Source organism: Devosia pacifica (genome assembly GCF_014652635.1).
Classification (GTDB): Bacteria; Pseudomonadota; Alphaproteobacteria; order Rhizobiales; family Devosiaceae; genus Devosia; species Devosia pacifica.
Genome location: NZ_BMZE01000001.1, coordinates 1,354,987 through 1,372,822, shown reverse-complemented (window position 1 = coordinate 1,372,822; position 17,836 = coordinate 1,354,987). Strand labels below are relative to the sequence as shown.

The window sequence follows — 17,836 nt, the reverse complement described above, 5'->3', positions numbered from 1 at the left end:
ACCGCGCGCATGCAACCAACGATGCCGATTATTCGGCAGGCGGTAGTGACTCGGGCAGAGTCAGATGCCCGAAGCCGTATAGGAGATCGAATTCGGCGTCCGTCATGTCGTCGGTGCCCTCGATAGCCGATTTCGCCTCGAGCAACTGCAGTTCGACTTCTCGGCCAGTTTCGGGCGCATAGTCGCGGCTGTCGAGAGGCTTCGCCTTGCCTTCAATCGCGGCAATTGTTGGCTCGGAGACCGACATGACATCGGGCAGCTCGCCGTACTTTTCGCTCAGCGCTTGCCAGTGAGCGATAGGATCACCTTGGGCAAAGGCAGGTAGCAGCATCGCTGATTTCGCTTGCCCGGACCCGCTCGCGACAGTGTATTTCGCGTGCATGAAGACGCCAGCGAATCGCTTCAAGAAAATTTTGTCGCGTGGAAGTGTGTCGTCCGCGATCTGATTCATGGTGCGGCCTTTCAAGATGGCTTGGGCACCCGGTACATGCGGCGTCACGTTCGGTGCCAGAACACCACCGGACAGTCGTGCCAGATCAGCCATCGGGCTGATCTTCAGGATCGCCTTCATCTCGGTGATTTCGTCGACGATCAGGCCCTCGGGGATGATTTTGCCCACAGCGATCCACAGGGGCGGTTCGACGTCCAATGGATTGCCATTTCCATCCTTGGCAACGCCGCGATAGACAAGCCGTAGACGGCCGACGAACTGGCGAATTTCTTCCTCGCGCCAGCTCTCCTCGAGCAATGTGGCCCACGAAGGCTCGAAATCGCCGGAGTGACCGCCGAATTTGTTTTTCACCGGCCGGCGCGGCATGCTCGGCACCATGTGCTCCACGTCTTGGCCCGTCCGCATTTCAATCTTTTGGAGCACACCCTTGCGGAAAAGCGGCTTGCCCTCGACGGTGATGCCGGTGCCGAGGATGTCATACGGCTCTTCTGGGACGTCATCGTCATAGGTCAAAGCAGCGGCATATCCATCCACGACGCCGATGGGCATTTCCGACCGTCCGATCGAAATCGCGGCGACATGGGCCTTGGCGAAATCGAGGCCGCGAAGGGCACCAAAGTGCACGAAATCGACGTTTGGCGGCGGTGCCCATCCGCTGCCAGTGAGGACCTCGCGGACTGCGATGGTCGTGCCGACAAGCACACGCCCGTGGCCATACATCACTGCAGTGGTGGTGATCAGCTTGCGCGCTTCATCGATCGTCTCGCCGAGCTTTTTGAGCTCCTCTCGTGAAGCATCCCACTTCGGCACGAAGCTGGCATTACTCCATGTACGCTCGATCAGGGCGACCGTGCGTCCATGCAGGGGAGCCGTCACTTCGCGCACCACCGGATCGGCACCAAAGACCTTCGAAACGATCGCCGGCTTGGCCGACGCATCGAGCAGGAGCATGGGCACACCTACCCAATTCGGCTTCCGACGCCAGCTCAGGCGCAGGTGCGGTGTTTCTTGTGTCGACCCGGTCTTTTCGTCCGTCTCCGGCATCATAACGACCTGCCAGCGCATGTCGCGCTTGCCTTTCGCCGTGCGCTCGTCGAGCGTGAGCGGCTCACCTTTGGTCGCCTCGGCAGCGGCGTCATCCTGCTGGGACTGCAGACGGGCGCGAACAAGCTTCCACCACTGGATTTCATCCCAAAGGTGCTTGCCCGTGGGCTCGTCGGCCAGTTCCTTGATCTGGGACGGCGTGAGGTCCGGGCGAACTTTCCGGCTCCGGTCATTGGCGCGATCGCACACTACGACGGCGCACTCGATCAGGTCGACACCATTCGGCAGTGCCATCAGCTCGACAGCGACGTCTTTGCCATTTTCGACCCATGAAAGGACATGGGCGCAGAGCTCTTCGCGTCCCCCGACGTAGTGCGCCTCGATGTCTTCGTCCGACCATTCGGGCCAGCGCTTGCGGTCCGACTTTGTGACGAACGGCGGCTTCCTCGCCGAACGAAGGATTGAAATCGGCATCCTGCGCTGCTGGAGCAGCTGGTATGTGGTGGACTCATCAACGATGACAGCGCGCGGGTTCTTGAGGTCCTTCGGAAGGGCACTCAAAGTCAGGTACGCGTGCGCGACGATGACGATGTCGGCGTCCTTGAGGTCGGACATTTGCTGATAGTACCCGCACTCCCCACGCTCACGGAATGGGCACAGGATTTCCTTCTTACCCAGCTTTTCGCCCTTTTTCCGAGCGATGGCACGGTCGACGCTATCGCCGTCTTCGACTTTCGCACCGCACAAATTGCTGGCACCGATTCCCTTCTCGGATAGCGATTTCAATTCATCAGCGCGCTGACATCCAGCTGCAAGACGACCCCGGAATCGGGCGATCTTGACGCCGACGCCGCGCCCTGCAGCTTCCAGCCTATCTAGGTCTTCTTCGGTCCATGTTTCGGCTGGATTGAACATGCCTTCGGCCATTGCGGTCCGCATAGCCTCGTCACCATTGGCATGCGTCGGTAGGACCAACAGTACGGGGCCCTGACCCTCCTGCCGGGGATTCTCGCGGCACCATTGTGCCGATCGGCCGATGATCTTGACCGTCTTACCCGCGCCCGTGGGAGCCTTTAAGACCCAAGGGGCTGCTGGCAGCTTGTCGTCAGCTTCGTGCCACGCCGAAACGGTGGACATCCAGTCACCGATGTATGCATCAACCTTGGAAGACACGCCGTCAGCAACGGCATGGCGCTCAATGAGGTCCTCGATCAGGGCGCGGGCATTTCGATCCTTCTCGACCTGCTCGACGGTCTTGTCGACACGCACGGTCGACGCGGGGACGGACTCGGCCAATTCGTCGACCGGACAGCTATCGGACGGCAGCCAATCCAGCGACCCGTCCTTGGGCCGCTCTGCAGGGCGCACCCGCTGCGGAACCGGCCGGCGACCGTCGTCCGAAATGGTCCAGGGGATCACGCCTTTATGGAAACGACCCTTTACTGACTTCGCTTCGATCGATGCGCGGAATTTCCGCGCGGCGGTCTCGATTTTATACTTCACAGCCCTGGCAACAGCGCCTTCACTATTGAGCGCCGCGTTGTCACGCTTCACGCTTAGAAGGCGCATCTTTGCTTCCAACTGTGCGTGCTCGAGGAGATCGGGCAGGCAGGTATCCAGACGCTCCGCGTTCGCGCCAACGTATGCCCACGTCAGAGCGGTCAGCCATTTTTCGGCACCATTGAGGACATTGCCGTCCTCGTCGAGTGTCCACTCCGCACCTTCCTGCAGCCGCGGCAGCCAAAGGTTATCGGCCCGGCTCCCTGACACGCGGTCGAAATTGGTCACTGCCGCCTTACTTCCAAACGGATTTGATGCGACCGCGTTGCCGCGAATGTCGAATTCACGTTGAAGGGCATTCGTGAACTTCCGCAACATTTCCCGGGTGATCAGAGGCGCATGCTCGGGACCCGCGATGGCGGGATGAAGGCTGCCTTCAGACCAATCAAAGCTCTGAAAGGTCGTGTGGTGCAATCCATACGCGGTCAGCATCGATCCTTCGGCCAAGAATTCTACTGCATTCTGCGGCCCGTCTTCGGCATCATCGCCATCGCGCTTGATGGACAGCGCCCACTTACGAATCTCGATGTCGGTCCCTTCCACCCTGTACAGAAGCTGGACCTTGGGCCGCTTGCCGTAGCGGATGAACGGCGTTTCGCCGAGCGTTTCGAAAGCAATCCTTTTGACGGCTGCGGAGACATCGGCATCGAGACAGTCGACGTCGAGCGCGCGGATGTGCCCGCTGGCCGCGCAGCACTGAATCGCTAGGTTGGAGTTCCAGAGGTCCTCGAGCGGAAGGAATTCGTGCAACGACATGCGCCGTTCTTTCCACTCACTCGGAAGGAAAGCGTGGTCAAACCTGCGCGTCTTGCGCTTTGATTTGTCATAAACCTCCTGCGGGATCAGGGACGGACGGCGCTCGGCAGGGCTATAGCTTGCCTTGCGATCCAGCCCGCCAGTGCCGAGACCAACTTTGTCCGGGCGATCCTGCGGAACAATGCTCCAGCCGTTCCGCAGGACAGCCCAGCCCAGCAAAGGGACAGTCCGTTCCGCTGACCAGTCGTGCTTTTTTCCCGCGCGAATCGATTCGCTTTCCGTGATGACCGTGCCGCCGCGTTCGATGAGGGCGCGGTTATTCTCGATTAGCACACGTTCGATTTCGGCGTCTGTCAGACGCCAGTCGCGCACCATGGATTGCCGCGGGAAGCGCAGCGAGGCCAGGATTTTGGCGGCGTCTTTGGGACGATTGTCGCGCGGCTGCCAGTCGTTCAGATGCTTGAGGGATTTGAATTTCATTCCGTGGGGGTGTCCATTTCGAAGTCATCAGTCAGGCGTTTCCAGCGCCATGAACACATGATGACTTCGACCCCAGCAATAAGCAAGCACAAATCAGCTTCGAAAATCGCTGCGTAACATGCCGATCATAGTCAGTGTGATAAACCATCTACAATTTGGTAGATGGTTTATCACACGTCAGGCACAATATGCATTTTGCATATTGTTACGATTGCCGCGTTTTCTTGGAGCTTCGCGGAACTTTTGCTTGTGGGTATCCTCGCTTCGCGAGATTTTTGCCGCATGGATTGATTTACGGAATCTTGCATGCGTGGCGGCCAACCCGAGAAATGTATCAGCTCACGTGAGCGCGCGATGCGCGACATGGTGATGTCAGCCGTGCGCTCAAAGATCGCGCGCGATCGCCTGCGATGCGACCAGGTGATCATCTCCGGCCGGCCCATGCTGACAAAGTATCGCGAGCGAATCCTTCGTGGCGAATTCGAAAATATCAGTCTTAGACGCTCCATACTCATCGCTGACGCGGTGGGCGTACAAATCGACCTCCAGGTCGCCGCATGAGCGACCTTCCGACCTCTTTCACCCTTCCATATCCCGTGTCGGTCAACGGTGCATTCAAGCTGCACAACGGCAAACGGCTCTCCAAGGAATACCGCGCCTGGCGCGATGCCGCTGGCTACAAGCTGCGGTCGCAGAAGCCACACCGGCACAAGGGCAAGGTGCTCGTGGACATCGACCTGGTCGCGCCTGACCGCCGTATCCGTGACGCCGACAATGTTCTCAAGGCCATCCTTGATCTACTGGTGAGGCATGCTGTCATCGAAGACGATTCGAATCGCTTCATGCGGCGCGTGTCGATCGGCTGGGAAGATGAAGGTGAGCCGTCACGGTGACGGTGAGACCCCTGTGAGCGGCCTGGTCACCATGCACGCGGTCAGACGCTATGCCGAGCGCGCCATGCATATTTCAATCCATGAGGACCTGAGCGATCAGGGCGCTCTGGCAGCGATCGCGGACCAAGGCATCGATCTCAATACAATCCGCGAGCGCATTCGATCGAAGTGCGCGATCCCCGCGCAGATGGGGGCCTGTGCGGTCCATTTCGATGGTGTCAAAGCCGTCATCAAAGACGGGTCGGTGGTCTCCATCATCTTCAAACGCCCGCCGGTGATGCGGCCGTCGCTCAATGAATGGTCGCTGCCCAACTTTTGAATTCGGCATTGTCCGATGCATGACCGGCCCTGATCCTCCGAGAAACGCTGGCTTCGGAGGCCCTTATGAACACCCTTGAATTAATGATGCTCGCCCTTGCCGCCATTCTTGTCGTGTCCGACACGTCAAGGTGGTTTCGGATCGCGATCCTATTGATCACGTTGGTTCACTTCTTGCCGGCACTTGGTGCCACTCCAGAAGTAGACTTCATCTTTACCACGCTGATGTGGGTCCTTGTCATCGGAAACCTCATCTTCGCGATCGTCCGTCGGTGGCGGTGGGAGCGAGCCGGTCGGCCGAAGCCCAACCCAGTCCTTCTTTTTGAAGACGAAGAGATCGAGCTGAAGTCAGGCATTCACATCGTGGTGCCTGAAGAACAGCGGCTCTATTCGCCACTGTGCGGCAAGCAGGAGTTTGAGCATGCGCTTGCTCGCGCAGGCATCCGCTCAATCGACCGGGAAAGCTAGGCGCGATGAAGCTCCTCAAGAACTGGCGAAAGATCGTGCACAAGGCCTGGAGCATACGGCTCCTGATCCTTGCCGGCATCCTGTCGGGTGCCGAGGTGGCGCTGCCATTCCTGCATGGCGTGCTGCCCATTCGCCCTGGCGTATTCGCTGCGCTTTCCGGTGTCACCTGCGCCGCCGCCTTTGTTGCGCGGCTCATCGCCCAAAGCTCGATCGGAGATGAAGAATGAGCAGCCTGTTTGGAAAACTATTCGGCCGCAAGTCGGCTGCCGCGGCACCTAAGACGCCGATGAAAAAAACCACGAAAGGTCTGATCGCCGGGTCCATTGCCCTGACGGCATTGGCCACCGGTTTCATTGGTCAATGGGAAGGCCGCGAGCTTCAGGCGTACCGCGACATCGTGGGTGTGCTGACCATCTGCTACGGCGACACCCAGAACGTCGCCCCAGGTCAGGTGGCCACGCCGGCCGAATGCGATCAGCGCTTGGCATCGCACCTGCGGACATATGAAGCCGGCCTCGACCGCTGCCTGGAGGCACCCGTGCCCGGAAAGATGAAAGTCGCGCTGGTGTCGTGGACGTACAACGTGGGTGTCGGGGCTGCCTGCAGCTCGACACTGGTGCGCCTGCCAAACGCCGGCGACCTGACCGGTGCATGTGAGCAGCTGCCCCGCTGGAATAGAGCCGGCGGCAAGGTCGTCCGAGGTCTCACGAATCGCCGCATCGCCGAACGTGACCTTTGCCTTGAAGGCGTGCGGGAAGGCCTCTGATGAACATCTCGTCGGCAATGGTTGGATGGATATGCTTTGTCGCCCTGGCTGTCGTCGGTGGCCTGGGTGGCTTGGTCTATATCCAGTCCGAGCGGCTGGCGGCGACCGAGCGACAGCTGTCGGAAGCCCGCGAAGAGCTCGCCGGGGCCGAGAAAGCGATTACCGAGCTCGCAGTTGAAAACGAAGCGGCACGGCTCAGAGAAACGCGCGCCAGGATCGCCCGTGACGGCATTCTTACGGCTCCCGCGAGTGAAGACAGCCCAATGAGCCAAATTCTCCTTCGTGGGCTTCGTGGAGCCGATAACGTGGGTGGGCTGTCAGAATGAGAATTTTTGCCACCGTTTTGGCCGTCCTGGTGCTGGCCGGCTGCTCGACGACCGGTTCGACCGTTCCCGACCAGCTTTTGACGTGCCAGCCCCAACCCCGATCGCCAGCCGACAATCCCGCAGCGACCGACCGGGACGTGGCCCTTTACATCGTCGACCTGGCCGTTGCCGGTGACGATTGCAGAACAAAGCTGGGCAGCGTCCGGCGAATAGTGAATCCGGAGTAAGACGTGCTCGATATCATCCCAGAAATCTCATTCGGGCAAATCGCCACCCTGGTCATCACTTTGGGCACCGGTGCCGGCGGCATCGCCTTCGCCTATGTCAAATTTCGGCCGAAGACCGAGGTCTCGCTCAAGAGCGTCAAAGAGCAGATCGTCGACACCAACAAGCGTGTCACCGATCTCGCTGCAGGCACCTCCACGACGAAGACCGAGTTGGCCGAATTCAAGACGCACGTCGAGCGGCACTACGTAGAAAAGAATGAGCTCGGGGAGATGCGGGTCTCGGTCGACCGCAGCATTGACCGTATGCAGACCAGTCTCGACCTGGCTACGGCAACCATGGGCGACGTCCGCGACGCCGTGATTGCGCTGACGTCCTCCCGGGGCAAGACAACGGTGCCCCCACAGCGGCGCCGGTCGAAGTCGGAGTCGTAACATGCCAGGCGGCGGCTATAACAAAGGCTCGACACACGAATATTGGGCCGGCGGCAAGCCCCTATACCGTCAGCCAGACCCCATCACCGTTGCCAAAATCTGGGATCAGTACGGCAAGCATGTCGCGCTGGAGCGCTGGTTTTTCGTGTCCGAAACCGAGCTTCGCGAAATGGCCAAGGTCGGACGGTATCGGATGGCCAAGCGGGTGGCTTAATCCCTCTTCAGTGCCTCCAGGTCGGCTTTAGTCTGTGCCAAGGCCACTGAATAGACATCCTCTGGCTCATTGAACCACGCATTGGGCAGGATATCTGCAACCTCGAGCAATGCCGAACGTATTTCCTCTGTAAGACTCTCGATGTCCTCAATGGACATGAACCCGCTGTTTTTGCCGGTGGCCTTCTTGTTAGCAGGAATCGTTGAGAATTCGCCTGTCTGCTGGTCTCTGTCGAGATGACCATGTGCCAGCCTGTTCCGACCAACATTGATGCGGCGCATGCGAGCATAGTCCAGCGTGGGCCAATTGAGAGCCTTGTGTGCGATCTCCATCTTTTCGATATTTTTAATGTACCGGGCGTCGCGGGCATATAGATGTGATGCACCGATGATCTCGAGTGCGCGGCTGACGATGACCGTGAATTTGACCTCGAGCTCATTGAACCGCACCAGCATCGCCCCGAGTGCCGCTTCGTATTTTTCTTGATAATCGTTCATGGAAAATCACCTTCAGTCTCAAGGTCCATGTGACAATTCATGCTGAACTGCGCTTCAGCGACCTTGCCAAGTCGCAGGGGAACATTGTCGGCACCCTCAGGCACCTGGACCTCTTGCTCTTTGCCGTGCGTAAGGATTTTTACCTTGGTCGTCGAAATACCCGGGGACCATTCCGAATAGAACCCTTCAACGCTACCGACGCGCAGGACGGCCTCCGATACGGCTCTTTGAGCGATCAACGCGGCATACCGGACAAACGTCTCCGGCTTCATTAGTAGATAAAACGACAGATAGTCGGGGTGCTTCTGGTATCGAAAATCGATCTCGGACGTATAGCTGACCGTTCCCCACGCGGAGCATTCTTCTTTGCTGATTTCACCCTCAAATGGGGCGATCTCCAAGGCGAATTCTTCGACCGGCCGGTCTGTCCCAAACATGAAATAGCTAGTGGCGCCGAACACTTTCTCATCCCGCTTGAAGCCCGGCTTCAGGACAGCATGAATCGATCGGGAATCCGTCACGGTGCTTTCACCGGCCTTGTCCCGAAGATTGACCGGGGAGATCCGCAAGCTGTTTCCCAAGCTGATCCTGGTAGCCGTGAAATTGAGAGACCATCCCCACGGTATCATATCCGGTCCGACCTGTTCGCCGGCTTCGTCAACTTCAGCGATCCCCCAAGAATAGAGACCTTTATGCTGTGGCTCGCTGATGTATTTGAGCTTTCGATCCAGGTGAAAGTCCAAGATTGCCCCCTTATTCGTGCGCAACAAACGTGGCGGCCTTTCCGAGACCTGTCAAACCTCCACCACCAGGTCCTCCTCGAACCTTGTCTCCTCGGCCCATTCCGGCCCCACATAACCCCGCGGATTGCACACTACCTGCGTGTCACCGAACCAATAATGCGCCTTCTGATGCACATGCCCGTGCACCCACAGCGCCGGCCGGTACCGCCTCATCAAGTACTCGCAATCCGATGCAAAAGCGGCATCCGGAATATCCACCGGTCCCGCAATGGACCGCCGCGACGGCGCGTGGTGTGTGACGACGACAGTGGGTCCGGGGTGAGGCACTGCCAGCACCCCCTCGATCGCGGCCCGGTGCTGCGCATGCGCCAGGCGAGTATGCGCCGGCCACAGCCGAACGCCGTCCTTGCTGAGCACATGCGCGTATTCGGGCATGTGACGAGCTGCCCATGCTTCTGATGCATAGACATCGTCTGCGATGGCGAAGTCAGTCCATAAAGTCGCGCCGACGAAGCGCACACCGTCGATGATGACCTGCTCGCCGGCGGGCAGGATGAATACGGGGCCGGCGAGAGACGGTGTGAAGAGGTTGAGACGGCTGCCGAAGATGTCATGATTGCCCGGTACGAAGACGACTTTCTTACCTGTTTGCCGGAGTGCGTGCAGCTCTCGAACGGTTTCGAAAGCATCATTGCTGACATCGCCCGCGACGATCATGACGTCGTGCGGCGGGATTTTCGTCGGCTGCCAAGGGCAACTCTCAGTGTGCAGGTCGGAGACGATCCACATCTTCATTCGCCCACCTGCCGCTCGTTATACGCCGCCATCACGGCGCGCTTGAACGCCGGCCCATGCCTTTGATCCGATGCCATGATTTCCGACAGCGGCTGAAGTTCGTCGAGGTCGACACGCAACGCCCCGCGCGCCGCCTGACGAACGGCAGCCCGGTCATCGCCGGCGAGCTCAATGAGAAGGGTTTTGAGATCGTCCATCTCAGCACCTACCCATCAGCTGCTCGCGACCGTCAAGGATTGTGGTTACGATCCTTGTGAGCTGCCTGAGACTGCCCCCTGGCCACGCCTGCCGAACCAAGTCGATTTCATCTTGTGCGAGGGGTTCGAAAAAACGCGGATCGATACCCCTTTCCTTGGACACACGTTCGATGATTTGCCGCGACAGCGAGCCGATATGATGCCAGCCCGGCGATGGCATCGTCAGGATACGCATACGATCGCGGAGCGGTGCCGGCACACCCTCCAAGCTGTTGGCCGTGGCGAAATGGGAGACGGCACTAAGATCGCACTCGACCTCCAAAGCGAGGTCGCGGAAGCGCCTTGCTTGATCGATTTCGAGCAGCGGCAGGAGCGCATCGAGGGCGTTGCCGTTCTCCGTCCGCGTACCCGGTTTCTCGACCTCGTCCCATACGACGCCGACGCTCGCGCGGCCGGAGCGCTTGATCAGCTGCAAGGGTACGCTTTCACGCGATGTCGCCCACTGCGCCGAGGTCCCCATCAAGCTCGCGTCATGCACGCCGGCGAGCGAATACAACTCGACCGGCAGCCCCACGATTTCGCACAGTGCGCGCGCCAGGGACGACTTCCCAGAGCCGGGCGCGCCGACCAGGAGAGTGGGCCGGAAGCGGACTGTCTCAGATGCTGCGAGGTCGCCGAGAATGATGTCGATCACGTCCGCTGCGTGCGGCCAACGCTCGACGAGCTGCCGGCGCTGCTCCGCGATATCACCCCGGCCGACGAGCGGCAGCGGACGGCCCGCGGTATCTTTCCACGCCTTCACGACATCCTTCCTGCCCGACGAGCCGCCGTCGGTCAGTGCCGGGACGACGACAAGGGCGGGTGCCGGCCGGATTTCGCCGCGGTCTTCCAGCACGCGCTCGAGGAAGTCAGCGTCGGCTTGAATATCTGCGATCTTCGCTTCGTTTTCAGCAAGCTTCTGCCGCTGCAGCTCATCGACGGCAGCTGTGTATTCGCCGTAACCCTCCGCGAGCGCGCTGGCTTCACGGAGGCCCCGCGTGAGATAGTCGGCCATCGAGCCAGCCGGGCTCTCACTGCGCAGCCCCCTGATGACGAGAGCCCGGAAGAGGCTGCCGTTGATGATGCGAGGGGAGCGGATGCCGAGCCAGTCGCTGTCATCTTCGATGTAGTCCGCTACGCGATCGCGTGCTTCGCTATCGCCGCTGCACGCGAGGTAGACGTCGAGCCGGGGCCAATCGTGATGATCGAGACGCTCAAGGATCTCGCCAGCGTCCTTCAGGGCGTCGGCGCTGCACGTGTCTCGGAGGCGCTTCAGTGCTGACGCCGTCGAGCCCTTTTCGACTTGCATGCGCTTCTCCAACGCAGACAGCTTGCCCGGCACTGCGAGAAGGTCATCGCAGAAAATCTGGATGTCGAGGTCGAGGCGCTCGCGGTAAAATGGCGCGCCAGCGAGCAGTTCGGGAAGGGTTGGCAGCTTGCCAGCGCGGATGACGTCGTGATCAGCGAGGCGCTTGCGGATGACAGAGACGATGGCGGGATCGACGCGCGCGGCGTCGGAGGCAGTTTCCTTTGTCATTGATGGGTAGCTTCACATAGCCCTGTGGCACTCCGCCTTCTGACGGGTTGAGCCCAGGGTGCGCCGGCAGAGCTTGCGCTCGATGCCGTCACATGGCGCCCAGATGCCGGATCCGTTTTGAGATGGCAAGTCCGCTCCGACAAAAATCGTTAACGCCCGCTTGACGTATGCATATGCATACATTATGTTAACTGTATCGAGTGCACAGACGGTGCCTCGATTGTGCAAGCAAGATGCATCGAGCATCGCCATTTTGGAGACTGACATGACCCTTTATCATTCGTGCAGCGAGAAACCTGAAGTCGGCAACCACATGCTATTTGACAGATTTGTCTTCTTCACGGGCTATCATCAGCAGACCCGCGGCAGCATGGTTTTCAAGCTCGAAGATACTGATCAATTCGACATCATCGATGTGTCCACGATCTTCGACGATAGCGACGATTTCACCGACGAGCAGGCTGAAGCCATCGACAAATTGATTCAGCGCGCAAAAAAGATCGTCAAGCGTGAGACAGGCTACACAGTGTCCGATGCTACCGCCAAGGGTCTGATCGATCAGTCAATTTCTATCGAAGATCATGAAGAACTGATCATCGACATCTTCAAAATCGATGAGGATGAATTCGAAGATCGCATGTCATATCTCACTGAGATCCAATATCGCTCTGACACGTTCGATGTCGATTGGTCACCTGAAGCGGCATGGCAGTTGCAGATGCTTGGTTGCCAAGCGGCCCGCGCCCTCGGCTTCGACGGCGTCGAGCTTCAAGACGAGATGGGGAACTCGACAGCGATATGGCTCGAGGGCAAGGACGATCTGCTGATCGAGTGCACCGACGATGAATAATCATCGCACGATGCATGGCTTGATCGATCCCGAGATCCACATGCCCGGCGAGTCAGTCCCGCCGAACAAGACAATCTACGGTAAAGGCCACACGACAATCGTCTTCGACAGCTACGAGACAGAAAAGGCAGCTCTCGAAATTGCATGGGGCGATCGCCAGCGCAGAGCGATTATGGAGCGCCGATGGGATGTCGATGGCAAAGAGTGGAACCTGCGGCAGCGCATGGAAAGAGCCGGATTCGAATTCGAGGCGCTCGGACGCGAATACGTCAATAGCCCCATGATCTACAAAATACGCAAAGCGGGAGGGGCGGCAGCATGATCGGCTCAGAGATGAAGCGCATTCGCCATCAGCTCGGGCTTTCTACAGTCGAGCTGGGCCGGGCGTTCGGATATCAAGGGCAAGACAACACGATCAGCGTAACGATCCGAAAGTACGAGTCCGGATCGCGCCCGATCCCCCCGTGGCTCGGCCGGCTTCTGCGCATGTTCGAAATGCATGGGGTGCCCGACGGCTGGGCATCAAAGCTACCGCCATCGACGCCGACCGACGGCAGTGCGGAAACGCCCGACATCTATGACGAAATGGTCGCCAGCAAAAAGGCGAAGGAGAAAAACAAATGAAAAATGCACTCAAAAATATGACTCTTGATCAGCTGCGGCAGGAGAGAGACCGACTCGATGATCAGCGATCGGCTCTGGATCGCCAGTATGACGCTCTGGAAGCACGGTGGGACGAAAAATCCGTTCTGCTCGACGGCTGGCACAAGCGCATGAATAAGATCTCTCACCGTATCCTGGAGATCGCCAAGGGTGCCGAGGCGATGGCCGGTGAAGTGGACGATCTCTTTGAGCGGCAGGACAAGCTGTTCGCGCGCTACGAAATGCGCACCCAAGAACGTCGCCAAATCAATGGGGCGATGCAGGTGATCGATAAAGAGATCGACAGGTTATATCGGCGACTGTCGCGAATTCATATGCGGATGCACGCCTTGCGTGCGCCGGTGGCCGCATAGAACCGAGCCGCAAACCCTTCCTACTTAAGCCGCCTTCTTGGCGGCTTTCTTTTTGTCCGCGTCACGCGAGGCTTTTACCTGATCAGCCAGCCATTCCCCATCCGACAGCCTTTTGTCCTGGGCGATCGCTGCTGCCGCCCACTCCTCGACCCACCCGCACCACGACCGCATGATCGGCTGCTTCTCATCGAGCGACTGATCAAGGTCATAGGACTCGGCTGTCACGTCCCCCGAGGCAACGCCTTCGTTATGATCAAGGATCAGCTTCGTCCCATCCAGGCCCCATTTGAAGTGCCTTTGCCCATGCGTGCTGAAGGCACGCCGCAGGTCGTGAGGTGTCGCGGTCACACCGGGCATGTAGCGCAGCGCGTGGGAAAGGTTCGACGATGCCATCGCACTGGCTTCCTGTCCTTTTCGGCGTGGTCTGGCAGCTGGAAAAGCATAATCGCTGTCGCCCTGCAGCTGACCCTTGATTGCGCGCCAAGCCGGCGCGGGCAGGGGGATGACGTGGTCCGACAGATCCCCACGCCGCAGGGCTGTCTTCCGGTGCAAGGTCGGCATCGCCCAAAGACCCTCGTCGGTACCCGGGAGCGCATGGAATTCGTCACATGTCGCGTCGGCAATGGGCGTGATCCGCTGGCACGTGAAGACCAATAGCTCGAGGGCCGCGGTGGTGACGGGATTGAACGCACCCGATCGCGCGATGGCGAGGATACGACCGACCTCTAGCATAGCCGGCGTATACTTCGGCTTTCGCTTTTCCAGTGTCCCGATCCGCGATCGTCGTGGCGCCGCAAGGGTCTTCATTTCACCGACCTGAACGCCGGTCTTCCTGATCAGATCGTCGCGCTCCAGGTAGCTCCACAACGGCCGCAAGACTGACGCTAGGTGCTCGGCATGCCGTTCGACCCCACGTTTGTGTACGGCAGCGACAACGCCGGCCAGGTCTTGCCTGGTGATGGTAGCGACCGACCGTTTCATGAAGGGCTGCAGCTCCGGGGTGCCGAGCATGCGCTTGTAGTCGTCATGCGTTTTCGGCTTCAAAGTCCGCTGGACCTCGGTGAGATATTCTTTGATGGCGGTCTCCAGCGACCACTTCAACAGCTTCCGGTCATCGTCAATTTTTCCTGGTCGGCTATAGGTCACCTTCCTATGCTTGATGCGCTGATGATGCAGCCAGTCGTCCGTCAGCCCATATTGTGCCCGCAGCTTCGCCGCCGCATCGCCAGCGATCTGCCTTGCTTCAGCAATGGTCCATTCATCGACGCCGCCGAGAAGGACTCGGTGGGTTTTGCCGTTGCGCTCATACCGATACTGCCACACCACACCTTGCGGCCCCACGCGCAGGCGCAGGCCCCGAGCCCGAGTGTCCGTGATCTCATAGCGGGGGTTGCCGGGCTTGGCATCGGCCTTGGCCTTTGTGACGGTTTTCTGGGTGATTTCGACGCTTGGCATGGATTGATATTAGCGGCTTCGGCTGGGACGGGATTGGGACGGGGATGACAAAATCATGCCTATCATCGACAGCGCAAGCGGGAATCCCTATTTTGCTGTGTAAGTAAAAGGAACCTAAAGGCTTTTAGCTTCCTTTGGGGGGCGTAATATGGAATATCAATCCATAAAAAAGGGCTTTGACATGCGGAATCATAATCCGCGTGTCGGGGGTTCAAGTCCCTCCTCCGCTACCAATATAGTTGGCCGCTGGAAACGCCTAGAAATCCTAGACCGCTGCGAACTGGTAGGCTGTTCGCCGGATACGTGTCACAGCAATGTGACATGATCGAGCGACGGGGTTTCTTCCCATGGCGCGTGCCGCTTACATCACTCGAAGAGACGGGCGATACTATTTTCAGAGACGATTCGCGGCTGAGCTATCGAGCCTACCAGGGCTCGGCACGCATTGCCGCATAGCGTTGCGAACAAGCGATTACCGCGTCGCGGTGATGCGAATGCTGAAGGTGATGCGTTTGGTAGAACAGTTCGAGGTCTTACCGGATATTTCGTCGAGGGCGCGGGCCCTGATGAGCGACATGCAGCGTCATAGTATGAGGATTGGCGGTGACGCTTTGGTCGAGCGCCGGACGCTTGAAACCCTTGTCAGCCGTCTCATCAGTGAAGCGCGCCTTCGCGGCCACCCTTTAACCGTTGATCCAGCGGGGTTCTGGCCTGCGTGGTTGGGCTTCATCAACGGCAACGTGATGCTTGAGGAGGCGCAGGACGCGCGCCGACTTTCCTATCCGCAAGAAGTGGAGTCGGCGATGGCCGCTTCATTGGCACCTATTGAATTGTACGCCGCGTCAGAACCAAGGGAAACGCATGCGGTATCCGGGCTAGAACCGGAGCTAAGCGGCGAGTCCAAACTGTCGAAGGTTCGGCAGGCTTTTCTTGAACAGAGGCGTCTTGCAGATGGGGACGGCCGAGCGGAAGAGGACATAGGCATTGTTGTGCAATTTCTCATCGATTTCTTGGGCGACAAGCCGATCGGGAAAACCGTTGCCGCTGACTTTTTGCGCATTGAAAACGCGCTACCGCGCGTCCCGCATCCCCATGGAGTGCCGAAGGAACACCAGGTCTCCCTTTACGCGCGCTGGCGCTACGCGGAGGAAAATGGCTGGGACGGCCTTAAGGCCATTTCCAAGACACGCCTGAGAAATGGGTGGCATCGCGGCTTGCAGGCTTTTTTCGGATGGGCACGCGACAAGGGCATCTACTCCGGCCCAGAATATGTTTTCCGGCTCACCGGCAAGGAAAACCGGGAGGAGCAGGAGCGCGATGCATGGCGCCCAGAGGAAATTCTAAGCTTTTCAGCCTGCCGCTATTCACCGGCTGTAAGAGTGCTGCCCATCATTGGAGCCAGGCAAATTTCTTGCTCAAAACGAACTGTATTGGGCGTACCTGCTGATCTTTTTCACTGGCATGCGCCCCTCCGAAATCGGCAAACTGCGCACTGAGCAGGTCGTTGAGATTGAGGGCGACTGGTACTTTGATTTTCGAAACGCATCGGCTGCTGTGGCGGCTACGAGCGTGAAATCGAAGGCTGGCCGACGACTGGTGCCGATTCCGAGGCTGCTGCTCGACCTCGGTCTGCTAGAGCGAAAAACTGCGCTCGTTGCAAAGGAAGAGGCGCGCTTATTTCCGGAGTGGAAAGTCTACATTAACAAGAAGTCCGGCCGCGAAATGTGGGGGCACCAGTTTTCGAAATCCTGGCAGTATATCAAGGTGAAGTTTAATTTCACGAGAGAGGCGCTTACGCTTTACGGCGGCCGCCACACAAGAGCAACTTGGTACGACGAAGCCGGAATTCCGCAGCGCGTACGTATACGGCTCTTGGGTCACGCTCCGAGCAATATTTCAGAGCGCTACGGGGCTATTCACATCACGCCAGAAGAAACCAAATTGGTTCTTTCGAGATCAAATGCGGTGGAAGAGGCTATTGCAGAGATTTTGATCGAGGCAAAGCTCAAGGCAGACTACAGGCAGCTTGAGGCAGTACCGTTATAGCTGCGCAAGCTGGATTCGCAGCAAAACTAAAGGTCTCACTTAAGTCACTGAAAACATTGATGTTATAAGGTGGCCAGCTTGGCCACTGGACCATGTGGGTGGTAAAACGTCAATCGTGTTGGCTACCGCTCCATGCAACATTTGAGACGTGCTGGCCACGCAAATATTAAAGAGAATGGCGGCTACGAGCAGTTGAGTTATGAGATCACGGCACTGGACTTGGTGCGCGCCCCATTTCGGCCGTTCAGCCTGCGATTTCGGGTTCCGAGAGCTGCCGGTCCGCTCGCGGTGCGCCAACGTCGAGTACGGGAGTGGGAAACGGACAGTCTGCTCTCGGAAACGCGGAGACCTTTAGGTGCCGATCCAACAATGTGCCTAACTAAGGCATTGGCGCAGACCGGTATTCGTTCTCTCCGTGGCCGCTTCGGCCGAAGGAGAAATGTAATGGGTATATCGCAATATGACCCTGCTGCTGCAGGACGACCTGCCTGGAATGCCGGCAGGCACGTTGGCGCCAAGCGCGCATTGAAGATCAGACAAATCTGGTCGATCCGCTTCTTCCTCGACCGAGAAGGAAGGATGAGAGACCGAGCACTTTTCGATCTTGCGATCGACAGCAAGCTTCGAGGCTGCGATTTGGTGAAAATCAAGATCGGCACACTCGTAGCTGGACCGGCCATCCGCTCGCGATCGATGGTGATCCAGAAAAAAACAGGCAGACCAGTG

At 58.6% G+C, this 17,836-nt stretch carries 23 protein-coding genes and 1 pseudogene; 17 read left to right on the top strand and 7 right to left on the bottom strand.

What is annotated here, in order from left to right; translation table 11 throughout:
- Nucleotides 1–28 precede the first annotated feature (28 nt).
- Entirely contained in the window at nt 29–4,291 is a 4,263-nt protein-coding gene (locus IE127_RS06790; protein ID WP_189424520.1) for a hypothetical protein, read from the bottom strand.
- Between the two features lie 354 nt (nt 4,292–4,645).
- On the opposite strand from IE127_RS06790, the gene IE127_RS06785 reads away from it, so the two are divergent.
- From IE127_RS06785 to IE127_RS06740, 10 genes are all read left to right on the top strand, one after another.
- Entirely contained in the window at nt 4,646–4,852 is a 207-nt protein-coding gene (locus IE127_RS06785) for a hypothetical protein (RefSeq protein WP_189424518.1), read from the top strand.
- On the top strand, nt 4,849–5,184 hold the full coding sequence (locus IE127_RS06780) for a RusA family crossover junction endodeoxyribonuclease (protein ID WP_189424516.1): 336 nt from the start codon (nt 4,849–4,851) through the stop codon (nt 5,182–5,184). The genes IE127_RS06785 and IE127_RS06780 overlap by 4 nt, the downstream gene beginning before the upstream one ends.
- A 13-nt stretch (nt 5,185–5,197) precedes the next feature.
- Complete coding sequence (locus IE127_RS06775) at nt 5,198–5,503, top strand: hypothetical protein (RefSeq protein ID WP_189424514.1); 306 nt, start codon at nt 5,198–5,200, stop codon at nt 5,501–5,503.
- 65 nt (nt 5,504–5,568) lie between these two features.
- Entirely contained in the window at nt 5,569–5,970 is a 402-nt protein-coding gene (locus IE127_RS06770) for a hypothetical protein (protein ID WP_189424513.1), read from the top strand.
- A 5-nt stretch (nt 5,971–5,975) separates the two neighbouring features.
- Nucleotides 5,976–6,197, top strand: a complete 222-nt coding sequence (locus IE127_RS06765) for a DUF7940 domain-containing protein (RefSeq protein WP_189424511.1) — start codon at nt 5,976–5,978, stop codon at nt 6,195–6,197.
- Complete coding sequence (locus IE127_RS06760) at nt 6,194–6,736, top strand: lysozyme (protein ID WP_244639962.1); 543 nt, start codon at nt 6,194–6,196, stop codon at nt 6,734–6,736. Before IE127_RS06765 ends, IE127_RS06760 begins: the two co-directional genes overlap by 4 nt.
- On the top strand, nt 6,736–7,062 hold the full coding sequence (locus IE127_RS06755) for a mitochondrial import receptor subunit TOM20 (protein ID WP_189424509.1): 327 nt from the start codon (nt 6,736–6,738) through the stop codon (nt 7,060–7,062). The genes IE127_RS06760 and IE127_RS06755 overlap by 1 nt, the downstream gene beginning before the upstream one ends.
- Nucleotides 7,059–7,289, top strand: coding sequence for a YajG family lipoprotein (locus IE127_RS06750; RefSeq protein ID WP_189424507.1), 231 nt, complete (start codon nt 7,059–7,061; stop codon nt 7,287–7,289). Before IE127_RS06755 ends, IE127_RS06750 begins: the two co-directional genes overlap by 4 nt.
- A gap of 3 nt (nt 7,290–7,292) precedes the next feature.
- Nucleotides 7,293–7,721 (top strand): hypothetical protein, encoded by a 429-nt coding sequence (locus IE127_RS06745; protein ID WP_189424505.1) that lies wholly within the window; start codon nt 7,293–7,295, stop codon nt 7,719–7,721.
- A 1-nt stretch (nt 7,722) separates the two neighbouring features.
- Complete coding sequence (locus IE127_RS06740; protein ID WP_189424503.1) at nt 7,723–7,935, top strand: hypothetical protein; 213 nt, start codon at nt 7,723–7,725, stop codon at nt 7,933–7,935.
- Here the strand turns inward: IE127_RS06740 and IE127_RS06735 are convergent.
- The 5 genes from IE127_RS06735 to IE127_RS06715 are packed head-to-tail and all read right to left on the bottom strand — an operon-like array spanning nt 7,932 to nt 11,743.
- Complete coding sequence (locus IE127_RS06735) at nt 7,932–8,432, bottom strand: hypothetical protein (protein ID WP_189424501.1); 501 nt, start codon at nt 8,430–8,432, stop codon at nt 7,932–7,934. The two genes, IE127_RS06740 and IE127_RS06735, sit on opposite strands and share 4 nt — an antisense overlap.
- Nucleotides 8,429–9,175, bottom strand: coding sequence for a hypothetical protein (locus tag IE127_RS06730; protein ID WP_189424499.1), 747 nt, complete (start codon nt 9,173–9,175; stop codon nt 8,429–8,431). Before IE127_RS06730 ends, IE127_RS06735 begins: the two co-directional genes overlap by 4 nt.
- Before the next feature lie 51 nt (nt 9,176–9,226).
- Nucleotides 9,227–9,970 carry a metallophosphoesterase gene (locus IE127_RS06725; protein ID WP_189424497.1) on the bottom strand — a complete coding sequence of 248 codons (744 nt, stop codon included), beginning with the start codon at nt 9,968–9,970 and terminating at the stop codon, nt 9,227–9,229.
- Entirely contained in the window at nt 9,967–10,167 is a 201-nt protein-coding gene (locus tag IE127_RS06720) for a hypothetical protein (protein ID WP_189424495.1), read from the bottom strand. The genes IE127_RS06725 and IE127_RS06720 overlap by 4 nt, the downstream gene beginning before the upstream one ends.
- 1 nt (nt 10,168) lies before the next feature.
- Nucleotides 10,169–11,743, bottom strand: coding sequence for an AAA family ATPase (locus IE127_RS06715; RefSeq protein WP_189424493.1), 1,575 nt, complete (start codon nt 11,741–11,743; stop codon nt 10,169–10,171).
- Between the two features lie 265 nt (nt 11,744–12,008).
- Between IE127_RS06715 and IE127_RS06710 the strand changes: the two genes are divergently transcribed.
- From IE127_RS06710 to IE127_RS06695, 4 genes are read left to right on the top strand one after another with little or no spacing between them, the layout of a single operon-like run.
- Nucleotides 12,009–12,593: an AcrIF11 family anti-CRISPR ADP-ribosyltransferase gene (locus IE127_RS06710; RefSeq protein WP_189424491.1), complete on the top strand. Its 585-nt coding sequence runs from the start codon at nt 12,009–12,011 to the stop codon at nt 12,591–12,593.
- A complete protein-coding gene (locus IE127_RS06705; RefSeq protein ID WP_189424489.1) occupies nt 12,586–12,915 on the top strand; it encodes a hypothetical protein in 330 nt (109 codons plus the stop codon). Before IE127_RS06710 ends, IE127_RS06705 begins: the two co-directional genes overlap by 8 nt.
- The gene (locus IE127_RS06700; protein WP_189424487.1) at nt 12,912–13,217 is read left to right on the top strand and encodes a helix-turn-helix domain-containing protein; all 306 of its coding nucleotides are present in this window, start codon (nt 12,912–12,914) and stop codon (nt 13,215–13,217) included. The genes IE127_RS06705 and IE127_RS06700 overlap by 4 nt, the downstream gene beginning before the upstream one ends.
- Nucleotides 13,214–13,609: a hypothetical protein gene (locus IE127_RS06695; RefSeq protein ID WP_189424486.1), complete on the top strand. Its 396-nt coding sequence runs from the start codon at nt 13,214–13,216 to the stop codon at nt 13,607–13,609. The genes IE127_RS06700 and IE127_RS06695 overlap by 4 nt, the downstream gene beginning before the upstream one ends.
- Before the next feature lie 24 nt (nt 13,610–13,633).
- Here IE127_RS06695 and IE127_RS06690 read toward each other — a convergent pair whose 3' ends face one another.
- Nucleotides 13,634–15,064, bottom strand: a complete 1,431-nt coding sequence (locus tag IE127_RS06690) for a tyrosine-type recombinase/integrase (protein ID WP_189424484.1) — start codon at nt 15,062–15,064, stop codon at nt 13,634–13,636.
- Between the two features lie 494 nt (nt 15,065–15,558).
- Here IE127_RS06690 and IE127_RS06685 point away from each other — a divergent pair, with 494 nt between their 5' ends.
- The 3 genes and pseudogenes from IE127_RS06685 to IE127_RS06675 form a co-directional block, all read left to right on the top strand.
- Nucleotides 15,559–16,560 carry a hypothetical protein gene (locus tag IE127_RS06685; RefSeq protein WP_189424482.1) on the top strand — a complete coding sequence of 334 codons (1,002 nt, stop codon included), beginning with the start codon at nt 15,559–15,561 and terminating at the stop codon, nt 16,558–16,560.
- Nucleotides 16,526–17,110: a site-specific integrase gene (locus tag IE127_RS06680; protein ID WP_189424480.1), complete on the top strand. Its 585-nt coding sequence runs from the start codon at nt 16,526–16,528 to the stop codon at nt 17,108–17,110. The genes IE127_RS06685 and IE127_RS06680 overlap by 35 nt, the downstream gene beginning before the upstream one ends.
- A gap of 444 nt (nt 17,111–17,554) precedes the next feature.
- A pseudogene (locus IE127_RS06675) lies at nt 17,555–17,836 on the top strand (integrase); the annotation flags it as partial.